The following is a 12,688-nucleotide window of genomic DNA, read 5'->3' as shown; positions in this document are numbered from 1 at the left end:
CGTGGATCAGACGCGGCCGAATTCATAGCCTGCCGCGGGGAGCAAACGCCATCCTCCCTTGCCGTCAAGTTCGAGAACCGTGTCGTGGAATTCACGCAGGGTGGGTCTGTGACCGACGCTGATGAATGAGATTTCGCGTCGACAGAGCAGTTCATACAGGTGACGCTCCGTGGAGACGTCGAGAGCGCTGGTTGCCTCATCAAGAACCAGCATGTGGGGAGCATTGAGCAGCAAGCGGGCAAAGGCAAGACGCTGCTGCTCGCCAAGGGACAACAGTCGCGGCCAGTCCTGCTTCACATCCAGATCGGGATAGCGGTTGACCAGATCAGGCAGCCGCACTTCTTGGAGGACGGAACGGAACTGATCATCATCAAAGCGATCAGGCTGGAGCGGATAGGCCAGCTGCTCACGGAGCGAACCCAGCAGCATGTAGGGCTTCTGGGGGATGAAGAGCATGTCGCCAGCGGGAGGACGCTCCAGGTGACCGTCACCACTGACCGGCCAGAGTCCGCTCGCCAGCCGCAGGAATGAGGTCTTGCCGCAGCCGGAAGGACCTACCACCAGCAGCCGTTGGCCAGCCTCCAGGCTGATGCTGAGGTCCTTGATCAGAACGCGGTCGCTCTGAGGTGGCACCAGATCAACATGACTGATCAGCAGCCGATTTGCCTCGACCTGCTGGACGTTGGGCAGGCTGCTGAGTTGATCATCTTCACTGCTGTGGGTGATCTCATCAACTCTGCCCTGGAAGCCCTCCAGACGGGAGATGCTGGCTGAAAAGGCTGCAAGACGGTCAATGTTATTGACGATGTAGCTGACCGAAAAAAGCACCTGGGAGAAGGCGATGCTGGCCTGTCCAAAAACACCGAAATCAACCTCCTTGGCGAAGTAGATGGGTGCGATCACCAGCCAGGGGAGAAAACGGGAGAAGTAGTCGTAGGAACGCTGGATCACACTGATCAGCGCCTCCCAGATGATCAGTCGGTTGTAGTTCGTGATGGCGCCGTCCAGTCGACGATTCGCCTCCTTCCCCTCTTGCTTTTCGCCGCCATAGAAGGCAATCGACTCGGCGTTGTCCCGAATATGGACTAGGCCGTAACGGAAGTCGGCTTCCAGCTTGAGCTGCTGATAATTCAAGGCCACAAGCTTGCGGCTGGCGTAGACGATCAGGGTGGTTCCAACCACGGAGTACACGATCAGCATCTGGGCAAGACGGCCATTGATGCCCCACAACACAAGAATGAAACTGAAGAAGGTGAGCAGAGCCGTGATCACCTCCACCACCACACTCAAGCTGGTGATCGTGAAACTGCGGGTATCGTCAGCAATCCGCTGGTCCGGATTGTCGATATCGGAAGCGTTCTCATCATTGGGATTGAGAACGTAATAGGCCCGATTGGAGAGATAGCGACCCAGCAGACGTGAGCTGAGCCAGCGCCTCCACATCAGACCCACCTTGGGGATCAGATAACTCTGTACCGCTCGGATCGGCAGCGCCAGCACCAGACAGAACGCATAGATGGCAACGATGTTCCAGAAACTGGACTCGTCGTAGGCAACCAGTGCGTTCTCGATGTTGCGGGCGATAAAACTGATGCCCACGTTGATGCCGTTGATCACCAGGATCAGCAGAGCAATCACTCCGAGCAGCAGCCACGGAAGCCAGCGCCCCTGACGCAGCTTGCTGCGGAAGGCGATGAAGAAGGCCGCACCGGCCAGAGCGCACGCCGACACCACAGGGCCGATCCAGCCCGACCAGATGGAATGGACAATCTCTTCGACACCGGGAAGAAAGCGTTCCTGCAGTGTCGGAATCAGCTGGTTGCTCAGGGCCACAACAGCTGTGAGCAGCGCCAGCGTGACCCCGATCACTACAAGCAGCAGTGAGAGAACCAACAACAGGAACTGCCAGGTGCGGGTTTCCTCCACAGGGAGGAAATAGGGCTGGGCCAGACGCTGCAGCTTGCCCAGCTGCGCGCCCAGTCCCTGGGCAGGACGCCGAGGGGTGGTTGTCATGGAGTCATTCTCACTGAATCTGCATCAACCGGGGGGCCAATCCAGAGCACGACCTCCGATCACATGCACATGCAGGTGAAACACTGCCTGGCCTGCAGCGGCACCACTGTTGATCACCGTTCGCCAGTCCTTCAGTCCCTCTTGCTTAGCCACTCTGGCTGCGATCAGCAGCAGATGTCCCAGCAGAGCGGCATGCTCCTCGCCGACGTCATGAAGGCTCGGGATCGGTTCACGCGGGATCACCAGCACGTGAACTGGTGCCTGGGGAGCGATGTCGCGAAAGGCGAGGCAATGCTCATCGCTGTAGACCTCGTCGCAGGGAATATCACCCCGCAGGATGCGAGAAAAGATTGTGTCCTCGGCCATGGCACTAGGGCTCGTGGGGGGGCAGTGGATGGGACAGGCAGGGCATCAGATCCATGCACCGCTCATCACTCCAATGCTGGCACGCTGCCTCAGTGCATCCCTGCTCGGATTCGACGCCATTCCCGTGACCGTTGAGGTGGATCTAGCTCCAGGCTTGCCAGGCCTGCAGCTGGTGGGCTTGCCGGATACCGCCATCCAGGAGTCGCGAGAGCGCGTCAGGGCAGCGCTGCGCAACAGTGGATTTCGCGGCCCTCTCGTGCGGGTGGTGGTGAACCTGGCACCTGCGGACCTGCGCAAGGAAGGTCCCGCCTTCGACCTCCCCATCGCACTGGCCTTGCTTGTGGCGAGTGGACAGCTCGATGCACCTGTTCTCAACGGACTCTGGTGTGCAGGGGAACTGGGACTGGATGGCAGCATCAGGCCCTGCCGCGGAATCCTGGCCATTGCCTGCCAGGCGGCTGAGCAACAGGCCCGCGCCCTTGCCGTGGCGGCAGATGATGCAGCAGAGGCCTCGCTGGTGAAGGGCCTGGTGATCCGCAGCGCCACAACGCTTCGAGAGCTCGTGGAACGTCTTCGTAGTGGCCGAAATGAAGCGCCTCAACGCTGCAGACAGTCAGTAGAGAACGCCATTCAGCAAACCGCTCCAGCGCCTGAATCAACCCACAAACTTCTGCGCCTTCCTCGACAAGATCTCGCCCATCAGGGACTTGCCATCGCTGCTGCTGGCGGCCACCACCTGCTGCTGGTAGGTCCACCTGGATGTGGCAAAACCGTTCTGGCCCATCAGTTGCCGTCACTGCTCCCTCCCCTGGACAGGCAGGAAGCCCTGGAAATCACCCGCCTGCATTCGATTGCAGGACTCATCCGTGGGAAAGGCCAACTGATCCAGCAACGACCCTTTCGAAGCCCACACCACAGCGCAACAGTTGCCGCATTGCTTGGAGGAGGTGCCATTCCGCGACCAGGAGAACTCAGCCTTGCCCACGGTGGAGTGCTGTTCCTGGATGAACTGACCGAATTCCCCAGATCGGTGCTCGACCAGCTGCGCCAACCCCTCGAGGAGGGCGTGATCTGGCTGAGTCGAGCAAGGCTGAGCTGTCGTTTCCCCAGCAGAGTGACCCTGGTCGCTGCTGCCAATCCCTGTCCATGTGGCTGGTCAGGAGATCGCCGCTGCATCTGCAGTGAGCTGAAACGTCGGCGTTACTGGGGGCGGCTGTCAGGACCGCTGCTTGACCGGCTGGATCTTCAGTTGAAACTCGAACCAGCGCAGCCCGACAGTTTGCGCCAAAGCATGGCTGAGAACTCTCATCAACAGGATCCGACGTTCAGCGCTGCTTCAATCCGCCATGCCAGGGAGCGGATGCGTCAGCGCAATCCCCAGGGTGTGACCAATCGGGAACTCAGCGCCGAAGGCCTGCAGCGTCACGGACGGTTTAGGGCAGAAACCATCAGCCACTGGGAGGACGTGATCCGCGCACGACGGTTGAGCATGCGCAGCGGACTCCGTCTGCTGCGAGTAACCAGGACTGTGGCCGACCTCCATGCCAATGAGCAGGTGACCATTGAGAATCTGGCCTCTGCTCTTTGCTTCAGAGCTTTTGACATTGCCGAGCCATGGAGCTGACCGGGGCCCATGCAACATCAGGGTGAGTCCTTCATCGACCTGACCTTGGGTCATCGCTGTAGGGCTGTGGTCCGATGGCCGGAGGAACGGTCATCTTCTCTTCTCTGGGATTTCCCATGGCATGGGTGAGTGTTTCCGCCATCCAGGAGCGGAATGCGTTGATTGAGCGACCCATCTTGGTGATTCCTCATCTCTGCCTTCAGTCTCTACAGGACTGCGGAGGAAGCCAACAGGCCGAAATACGGGTTTTTCAGCTGTGGAACAAGAACTCAAACTTTACCCACATCCAACCGATGAGCCATTGAACAACTCATCGGTTGGTGCTGATTCAGCGACGGCGGCGACGCTGCTGTGCCTTGCGCTTGTATTTCTCGATCGGTGTTTCGTGATGACGCAGACGCTTGAGGTCAGCGAAGATTCCAGCTTTGGAGACCTGACGCTTGAAACGACGCAACGCCGATTCGATGCCTTCGTTTTCGCCGACCGTGACCTGAGTCATTCAACAAGCAAGAGATTTCCAGCGCACTAACCTAGCAACTGACCTCAGGGGGTCTGTTCCGTTTCGCTTGGGACAGCCGTCTCAGACGCGCTCCCTGAATCGGACTGCACACCATCGCGGTACACATAGAGATGCCCGAGGGTGCGCTTTCCATATTGACGCCGCATCAACCGCCAGCCCGGCTCGAGCTTCAGCTGGACGAAATTGTTGCCAAAGCCCCCTGCACGAGCCACCAGCAGGGTGGGCTCCGATGGATTACGCGTTGGAACCGCCATCAACTGAACATCGTTCGCTGACTTGATCACCGACAGGCGATAACGCGTACCCAGGTCGTCGCCACCGATCCGCAGCGAATAACCATTGCCGTCGATGTAGCGGTTACAGATGCCCGTGAAATCAAAGGTTGCCAACAAGGGATCAACCACAGCTGGGGCACTGCCGCTGACCGCATAGCAGGGACGAGCACTCGTGCGTTGCTCATAGATATTCAGCTGGGATCGTTCGCCAGAGCCGATAGGAGCCGCAACCAGAACAAACTTGGTTTCATCCACCTCAGTGGTGGTGAACAAGGAGCCCTGGGCGCGCACCGAGGACATCAGTCCTGTGGCGACAGTGGCACCGAAAACCGAGAGAGCGGCAGCGGTGATCCGGAAACGGGCCATCGAAGCAGAAGAATGTGTCTGGATCGTAAAAGTGCCGAGGCGCTTCGGCTGCCCTGATCAGGCCGGTTTGTTGAGCCGAATCGCAACCAGAAGTGACCCGACGGTGGCGGGAAGCGTCAACCCGAGGATCCAACGGGTGAGTGTGACACCGAGATCTGGATCTCCGTAAGCAAGCTCGAACACACTTCCTGTCGCCGCGATCCCGAGCACACAGGCAAGGGCAAGGAACAGCCCTGCGAGGGGTTTCATCGGCATGGGATCAGGGGATGGGGCGCACGTCGGTGGACTGGAAACCGTGATCTTTGAGCTCTTTGAGCAGTCCGCCTTTGTCCGTGACCCGATCGACGAACAGCACACCATTGAGATGATCTATCTCGTGCTGAATACAGCGAGCCATCAGACCATCGGCCTTCATCGTGCGCGGTCGACCCATCTCATCCCGGAAACTCACCTGCACGGCTGTAGGCCTCACCACATCCAGGTAAACCCCTGGAATGCTCAGACAGCCTTCTTCGTAGGTGTCCAGCCCTGCGCTGGCGGAAACGATCTCAGGATTGATCAACACAAGGGGGGGCGTGCTCGGTGTTTCCGGATCGAGATCAATTACCAGCAACTGCTTGTCCACCCCCACCTGGGGAGCTGCCAGACCGATGCCGCGGGCCGTGTACATGCTGCGCAGCATGTCCCTGGCCAGATCCCTCACCAACTCATCAACCTTGCCGACACGGCGGCCTTCAACCCTGAGAACGTCGTCACCAAGTTTGTGGATGTGAAGCGGAGGGGAATCCAGAGGCTTCTTCGGCACAGCCACTGAAGAACCGGTCTTCTCGGCGGATCGTGCCAACTGGGCGAAGCTCCTGGCCAAGGTCTCAACCTGAATCAAATCTGTGCTGATCTTAGGCAGTCCTTCCAATTGCATCGGATTGCAGCGATGAGCAGCTCCCAGCCCCTGTCCGCGAGGACCGCCCTCGGTCGCCAGCCGGTGCTGAAAACACCGCGGGTTCTGGGCAACTGGGTGCTCTGGCTGGAGCAGCGACCTCAGGAGAAAGGACGGACCACCGCCATGATCCGCCCCTGGCTTCAGAGCGATCAACCAGCGAAGGAACTAACGGCAGCCCCCGCCAACCTGCGCTGCCGCATTCACGAATACGGCGGTGGGGCCATGGCCGTGGCCCTGATGGCAGACAAGCTGCTGATGACCTGGATCGATGACTGTGACCGCTGCCTCTGGCAGCAGACCTGGTGTGGATTGCGTGGTGAGCATTGTGCAGCCCTCACAGCGGAGACGCCGCCGATCCGCATCAGCGCGCCAGGCGCGTGGGCCCTGGGGGGAGGCCTGATTGATCAGGACCGACAGCGCTGGCTGGGAGTGATGGAGTGCGAAGGCCGTGACCACCTGGTGAGCGTTGGGCTGAATCAGGGCGAACAACAACCTCTGGTCCTTCACGCAGCTGATGATTTCGTCGGCTATCCAGCGCTCAGCGCCGATGGGAAACAGCTGGCCTGGGTGGAATGGCGACAGCCCGCCATGCCCTGGGATGCCAGCGAGCTGCGTTGCGCCTCCCTCACATCGGAAGGGGAGCTGCTGCAGGTGCAAACGCTGGCCGGGAGCCGACCGGATGCCGAGCAGGCCATCTCCGTGTTTCAGCCCCTGTGGCAACCCGACGGCAGCCTGGTCGTTGCCGAAGACAGCAGTGGTTGGTGGAACCTCATGCGTCTCGGCGATCCCGCCGGCGGAAAGCACAACTGGGAGCGTCCATGGCCCATGCAGGCGGAAACCGCCATGCCCCAGTGGGTGTTTGGCATGAGCACCAGTGCCTGGGACGGCGAGCAGCTGCTGGCAGCGATTTGCTCCGAAGGTCGCTGGGAGCTGAAGCAGCTGAGAGACGACGGCACAATCCGCAGCATCGATCAGCCCTTCGATGATCTGGCCGATCTGCATGCCGATGCAGGACGGGCCGTGGTCATCGCCAGCAGCTCCCATAGCGGCCAGGGCCTGCTGGAGCTGGAGTTGAGCTCCGGTGATTGGCAGCACACTCCAGCCGGTGAGGCTGCCCTACCAATCGAAGCCATCAGCAGCGCCGAACCGTTGTGGTTTGAAGGCGCCGGCAAACTGCGCACTCACGCCTGGTACTACCCGCCCCTGGGTGGAGCCAGCAGCGATACACCCTTGCTCGTGAAAAGCCACAGCGGACCAACCGCCATGGCTGGCCGCGGCCTCAGCCTTGGCATCCAGTTCTGGACAACCCGAGGCTGGGGGGTGGTGGATGTGAACTATGGAGGATCCACCGGATTCGGGCGGGCTTATCGGGACAGGCTGGACGGCAGCTGGGGGGTTGTGGACGTGAAAGACTGCGCCGCCGCCGCAATGGCTCTTGTCGAGGCCGGCCATGCCGATCCGCAAAGAATCGCCATCGAAGGGGGCAGCGCCGGTGGATTCACCACCCTGGCCTGCCTCTGCTTCACCGATGTGTTCCGGGCAGGAGCATGCCGCTACGCCGTCAGCGACCTCACATCTCTGGCTTCGGAGACGCACCGCTTTGAGGCCCGATATCTCGACTCGCTTGTGGGGGCCTGGCCTGAGGCGCGAGCACGCTATGAGCAGCGCTCACCGCTCCAGCATGCGCAATCCATTGGCTGCCCGGTGATCTTTTTCCAGGGTCTGCAGGACAAGGTGGTGGTGCCGGAGCAAACGGAACGCATGGCCGCTGCTCTGAGCCACAACGGCATTCCTGTCGAGGTACAGACCTTTGCGGAGGAAGGTCATGGCTTCCGCGACAGTGCGGTGAAGGTACAGGTGCTTGAGGCAACGGAAGCTTTCTTCCGTCGTCACCTCGGACTCTGATCCACCTGTCCGTAATGAAGACCTCTGAACTGGGCATGCACCGCTTGCATCTGCTCATCGGAGAGAACAGGAGGCTCCCCCAGCTGGAGAGCCTGCAAATACATGCGCGCCAGGGTCTCCACCTCAACCGCCACCCGCAATGCGGACTCCAGATCGTTCCCCAGCGTGACCATTCCGTGCCTGGCCAGCAGACAGGCACTGCGTTGGGCTAAGGCATTCACCACGTTGTCGGAAAGTTCCTTGGTCCCGAAGGTGGCGTAGGGAGCACACTGAATCTCATCACCGCCGGCCACCGCAACCATGTAGTGAAAGGCTGGGATGCCGCGGTCATGGCAGGCCAGTGCTGTGGCATGAATGGGGTGACAATGCAGCACAGCCATCGCTTCGGGGCGGCAGCTGAGCACATCCGCGTGCAGGCGCCATTCCGACGACGGTCGCCGCTGCTTCTCCTTAAGGGGGTGTCCACTCAGATCCAGAGCCACCAGATCATCAACCTCCATCTGTTCATAGGGAAGTGAACTGGGAGTCACCAGAAGTCCTTCCTCAATCCGTACCGAGAGGTTGCCCGACGTGCCCTGATTGAGGCCTGTGCCATTCATGCGGCGTGCCACGGTCACCAGCTGATGGCGCAGCTCCTGATCAAACAAGCGATCAGCCACAGCCATACAGACTCTTCAGCCCCTCCTCACTGGCATCAGCAACACCTCGATCAGTGATCAGCGCAGTGACCAGTCGGGCTGGGGTCACATCAAAGGCAGGGTTGAAGCCATCACTGCCCTTGGGTGTGAGCTGCACCTGAGCAAGCATCCCTGCGGCTGGTCCATCGAGCAGGCGGCCCTGAATCGCCGTGACCTCCTGGGAAGAGCGAGCTTCAATCGGGATCTCCGCCACCCCGTCATCCAGGCTCCAGTCGATGGTTGATGCGGGGAGTGCCACATAGAACGGCACAGCATTGTCATGGGCCGCCAGGGCCTTCAGATAAGTACCGATCTTGTTGCAGACATCTCCACGGCGTGTGGTGCGATCCGTTCCCACAATCACCGCATCCACCTCACCGTTCTGCATCAGGTGACCTCCAGCGTTGTCCACGATCACGGTGTGGGGAACGCCTTCTCTGCCGAGCTCGTAGGCCGTGAGCGATGCACCCTGGTTACGGGGTCGGGTCTCATCCACCCACACATGCAGATCAAGACCAGCGCGTCGGGCCTTGTAGATCGGCGCCAATGCGGTCCCCCAGTCAACCGTGGCCAGCCAGCCGGCATTGCAGTGAGTCAACACCTGAAAGGGCCTGCTCTGACGGGCTTCTGGCCTGGCTGCCGCCAGCTTCTTGAAGATCTCCAGCCCGTGGTCGCCGATGGCGGAGCACATGGCCACATCTTCATCAGCGATCAAACCGGCCTCCTCACGAGCGGCAGCTGCCCGTTCCGCCGGAGGCAGCGGCAGCACTCGATCACGCACACGCTCCAGGGCCCAGCGCAGATTCACCGCAGTGGGGCGCGTGGCATTGAGCTCCTCAAACGCCGCTGCCAGAGCTGCATCACTGGAGTCATTCTGCAAAGCCAACATCAAGCCATAGGCGCCGGTCACCCCAAGCAGCGGAGCGCCGCGGACCACCATGGTGCGGATGGCTGCAGCCGCCTGCCCACAGCTGCTGAGGGTGCGGGTCTCAAAGCGATGGGGCAACTGGGTCTGATCAATCACCCAGACCGAGAGACCGTCCGGCTCCAGTCCGATGGTGCGCCAGGCCTGACCATCAATGTTCATCCCGATCGCTTGGATAGACCTGGGCCAATCTGCCTGTCCGATCGACATCGCGAGCAAAGCCGTGACCGAGATGGCATCGTTCCATTAATTGGCAAGCAGTCATAACGAGGCATCTCCGACTTAGGCCAGGGCACCGGTGTCACAGCAACAGGACTGCTGCTGTTGCGCATGGCGGATCCCTTCGGAAGCAGTCGTGAGTCGTGCCTTGGAGGCGTTCTCCTTCAAGCAGCTGCTGTTCGAACCACTCCTCGGCGGAGGACTGCCCCGATTCAACGCTGTAGCCCTGTTGCTCACCCTGGCAACCCTGCTGCTCGGCCTGCACCTCGGCCGTCAAACGCGCAGGCGCTGATGACTCCCAAGAGCGATTGCCCCTCCCCAGCGAGATGGCTGTCTCAGCGACAGGCCGCTGGCTGTCGGCGGAGAGCAAAGATCAGGTGGCGATGAAAGGGCTCTAACTGTTCTCCCGGAAAAAAGCGATCACACTCTGAAGCTCATCGGCGAAACGATCAATCTCCGCCAGCGTTGTGATGAAGCTGAGGCTGGCGCGGGCGGAACCGGTGACTTGATAGTGGCGGTGCAGTGGTTGGCAACAGTGATGTCCACTACGAATGCAGATCCCGGCAAGATCAATCATGGCCGCGATGTCGTTGGCATGGACTCCATCCACGAGGAAGGTGGCGAGGGCACCACGACCAGGCTGTTGCTGAGGTGTGGGTCCGAGAATGCGCAGACCGTCAATCGCCTGCAGGCGCTTGAACAGATGCAGCGTGAGTTCCGCCTCCCAGGCGGCAATGTTCTCAAGGCCGATCTGTTCGAGATAGGTGAGTGCCGCACCCATCCCAACGGCCTCACCGATGGCGGGCGTTCCGGCCTCGAACTTGTACGGAAGGTTGGCCCAGGTGCTGTGATCCAGATAGACGTCCTGAATCATTTCTCCACCGCCGAGGAAGGGCGGCATCGAGTCCAGCAGGGCTTCCCTGGCCCACAGGAATCCCATGCCTGTGGGACCGCAGAGCTTGTGCGATGAGCCCACAAGAAAATCAGCATCCAGAGTCTTGACCGACATGGGGTGATGAGCAAGGCTCTGACAGGCATCCACCAACACCAGGGCACCGGCAGCATGAGCAGCTGGGATGACCAGATCAAGAGGATTGCGGCAACCCAGCGTGTTGCTGATGTGCACAAGGCTGACCAGCTTTGTGCGATCACTCAGCTTGGAATGGAAGTCATCCAGATCGAGCTCACCTGTTTCGGTGATTCCCACATGACGCAACACACAACCTGTTCTCTGCGACAGCAGTTGCCAGGGCACCAGGTTGCTGTGGTGCTCCATCAACGTGAGCAGGATCTCATCACCTTCACGCAGATTGGCGTTGCCCCAGCTGCGGGCCACCAGATTGATGCCCTCGGTGGCGTTGCGGGTGAACACGATCTCCTGCGGACCAGCCGCACCCACGTAGGAGGCGGTGATGGAGCGGGCCGCCTCAAAGGCCTCGGTCGCCCTGGCGCTGAGCTGATGTGCGCCTCGATGAACGTTGGCATTGTCACAGGCGTAATAAGCCTGCAAGGCGTCAAGCACCACCTGAGGTTTCTGGCTGGTGGCGGCATGGTCGAGATAGAGCAGAGGACCGCCCTGCGACGATCGCTGATCCAGAATCGGGAAATCTGAACGGGTCCGTTCCGCTAGAGAGACGTCGGTATCACGAGAGAGGGTGGTCATAGGGGTCGAGAGGGGTCAGCGATCGCTCCGGAGGCCATCCAGGCCTTGGCCGCTGCTGGTAGACGATCCACCACTTCGCAGCAGAAACCCCTCAGTAGCAATGCAGCTGCATCGTCGCCGTCAACTCCGCGACTACGAAGGTAAAAAAGTTCTTCCTGCTGCAGTTGGCTGACAGTGGCGCCGTGTGCGCACTTCACATCATCAGCAATGATTTCCAGCTCAGGCTTGGCGTCCACGCGCGCGCGCCGCGAAAGCAAAAGACTGCGGCTGAGCTGTGCTGCATCCGTACGCTGCGCCGGCCTGGGCACCTGAATGGCGCCGTTGAAAATGCTGTGGGAACGATCAGCCGCAACGGCTTTCTGCAGCTGATCAAGCTCACCCTCAGGACCACCGAAACGCATACTGCTGTGCGTCGCGAATTGTTCATCGGCCGTTGTCATCGACAGGCCATGGATTCCTGTGGTGGCCTGACCCTCCAGTTGCAGCACACGCGGTTCAAGCCTTCCGAAACGCCAGCCTCTGCAAACGCTTGTCAGCCCGTAGTGACTGCTTGGCTCCTGCTCGATGGCCAGATGCACCATCAACGATGCGTTGCCGGAACCACTGGCGAGAACACCGTGACGCAAGCGGGCGTCTTGTCCGAGCTGCACTTCCAGTACGTGGCTGTGAGCTCGCTGAACATCAGACGGAGAGCTCTCTGCAGGGAAGACCTGCAACAGCTCCAGCTCCGCACTCGACTCCAGCAGCAACAACACCCTGGTGGCAGTCAGTCCAAATCCGGTGGCGAGCACAAGTTCCAGAGGAGGGACCTTGCCACAAACCCGCAGAGCGAGGACGTGCCGGCTGTGAGCGTGATTGAACTGAACAGGCCAGGCTTCCGCACAGCCGCATTGGTCCAGGCTATGGCCAAGGTGATGAGTGAGCTCGGCATCGGTGAGTGAGGTCACCCCTTCCGGAAGAGTGACCCCGTTCAGTGGATCCGTCTGGCCTCCCAACACGAGCCGCGTCACCCCATCAACGGCCGCAGGCATCCTGAGGTCCGGGGTCTCGCTGACCTCAGGAAGCGTGGCCACGGCCTCAAGGCGTTTGAGGTCGGTGAGTCGCCAGGCTTCCTGTCTACGGGTGGGCAATCCCAGACGCTGGAGGGCTTCACGTCCTCGCTGCTGCACCGGTGCCAGCACACTGCTCAGCATGA

General features: G+C 60.5%; 14 protein-coding genes. 2 read left to right on the top strand and 12 right to left on the bottom strand.

Annotated elements, in window-relative coordinates:
• Positions 1-6: 6 nt before the first annotated feature.
• Complete coding sequence (locus tag SIB58_RS00345; RefSeq protein WP_066910875.1) at positions 7-2,013, bottom strand: ABC transporter ATP-binding protein/permease; 2,007 nt, start codon at positions 2,011-2,013, stop codon at positions 7-9.
• Between the two features lie 24 nt (positions 2,014-2,037).
• Positions 2,038-2,379: a histidine triad nucleotide-binding protein gene (locus SIB58_RS00340; RefSeq protein WP_066910878.1), complete on the bottom strand. Its 342-nt coding sequence runs from the start codon at positions 2,377-2,379 to the stop codon at positions 2,038-2,040.
• A 73-nt stretch (positions 2,380-2,452) separates the two neighbouring features.
• On the opposite strand from SIB58_RS00340, the gene SIB58_RS00335 reads away from it, so the two are divergent.
• Positions 2,453-4,003: a YifB family Mg chelatase-like AAA ATPase gene (locus SIB58_RS00335; RefSeq protein WP_066910881.1), complete on the top strand. Its 1,551-nt coding sequence runs from the start codon at positions 2,453-2,455 to the stop codon at positions 4,001-4,003.
• Positions 4,004-4,034: 31 nt separating this feature from the next.
• On the opposite strand, the gene SIB58_RS00330 is transcribed toward SIB58_RS00335, so the two are convergent.
• From SIB58_RS00330 to def, 5 genes are all read right to left on the bottom strand, one after another.
• Positions 4,035-4,178 (bottom strand): hypothetical protein, encoded by a 144-nt coding sequence (locus SIB58_RS00330; RefSeq protein ID WP_186538798.1) that lies wholly within the window; start codon positions 4,176-4,178, stop codon positions 4,035-4,037.
• Positions 4,179-4,331: 153 nt separating this feature from the next.
• On the bottom strand, positions 4,332-4,502 hold the full coding sequence (gene rpsU, locus SIB58_RS00325; protein WP_006043142.1) for a 30S ribosomal protein S21: 171 nt from the start codon (positions 4,500-4,502) through the stop codon (positions 4,332-4,334).
• Positions 4,503-4,546: 44 nt separating this feature from the next.
• The gene (locus SIB58_RS00320; protein ID WP_066910884.1) at positions 4,547-5,164 is read right to left on the bottom strand and encodes a DUF3747 domain-containing protein; all 618 of its coding nucleotides are present in this window, start codon (positions 5,162-5,164) and stop codon (positions 4,547-4,549) included.
• A 57-nt stretch (positions 5,165-5,221) separates the two neighbouring features.
• A complete protein-coding gene (locus tag SIB58_RS00315; RefSeq protein ID WP_066910887.1) occupies positions 5,222-5,419 on the bottom strand; it encodes a hypothetical protein in 198 nt (65 codons plus the stop codon).
• Between the two features lie 4 nt (positions 5,420-5,423).
• A complete protein-coding gene (gene def / locus SIB58_RS00310; RefSeq protein ID WP_066910935.1) occupies positions 5,424-6,029 on the bottom strand; it encodes a peptide deformylase in 606 nt (201 codons plus the stop codon).
• Between the two features lie 66 nt (positions 6,030-6,095).
• Between def and SIB58_RS00305 the strand changes: the two genes are divergently transcribed.
• A complete protein-coding gene (locus tag SIB58_RS00305) occupies positions 6,096-8,009 on the top strand; it encodes a prolyl oligopeptidase family serine peptidase (RefSeq protein ID WP_066910941.1) in 1,914 nt (637 codons plus the stop codon).
• Here SIB58_RS00305 and SIB58_RS00300 read toward each other — a convergent pair.
• The 5 genes from SIB58_RS00300 to SIB58_RS00280 all read right to left on the bottom strand — a co-directional run bounded on the left by SIB58_RS00300 (position 7,994) and on the right by SIB58_RS00280 (position 12,686).
• Positions 7,994-8,674, bottom strand: a complete 681-nt coding sequence (locus SIB58_RS00300) for a class II aldolase/adducin family protein (protein WP_066910890.1) — start codon at positions 8,672-8,674, stop codon at positions 7,994-7,996. The two genes, SIB58_RS00305 and SIB58_RS00300, sit on opposite strands and share 16 nt — an antisense overlap.
• Positions 8,661-9,773, bottom strand: coding sequence for an S-methyl-5-thioribose-1-phosphate isomerase (mtnA, locus tag SIB58_RS00295; protein ID WP_066910938.1), 1,113 nt, complete (start codon positions 9,771-9,773; stop codon positions 8,661-8,663). Before mtnA ends, SIB58_RS00300 begins: the two co-directional genes overlap by 14 nt.
• Before the next feature lie 139 nt (positions 9,774-9,912).
• The gene (locus tag SIB58_RS00290) at positions 9,913-10,200 is read right to left on the bottom strand and encodes a hypothetical protein (protein WP_067327067.1); all 288 of its coding nucleotides are present in this window, start codon (positions 10,198-10,200) and stop codon (positions 9,913-9,915) included.
• Positions 10,201-10,224: 24 nt separating this feature from the next.
• Entirely contained in the window at positions 10,225-11,493 is a 1,269-nt protein-coding gene (locus tag SIB58_RS00285) for a SufS family cysteine desulfurase (protein ID WP_066910896.1), read from the bottom strand.
• Positions 11,490-12,686: a SufD family Fe-S cluster assembly protein gene (locus tag SIB58_RS00280; protein ID WP_414494688.1), complete on the bottom strand. Its 1,197-nt coding sequence runs from the start codon at positions 12,684-12,686 to the stop codon at positions 11,490-11,492. The genes SIB58_RS00285 and SIB58_RS00280 overlap by 4 nt, the downstream gene beginning before the upstream one ends.
• Positions 12,687-12,688: the final 2 nt, after the last annotated feature.

The organism is Synechococcus sp. MIT S9504 (assembly GCF_047497135.1).
Lineage (GTDB): Bacteria > Cyanobacteriota > Cyanobacteriia > PCC-6307 > Cyanobiaceae > Synechococcus_C.
Note: the sequence above shows the minus strand (reverse complement) of the source record. Positions and strands in the feature narration are given on the sequence as shown.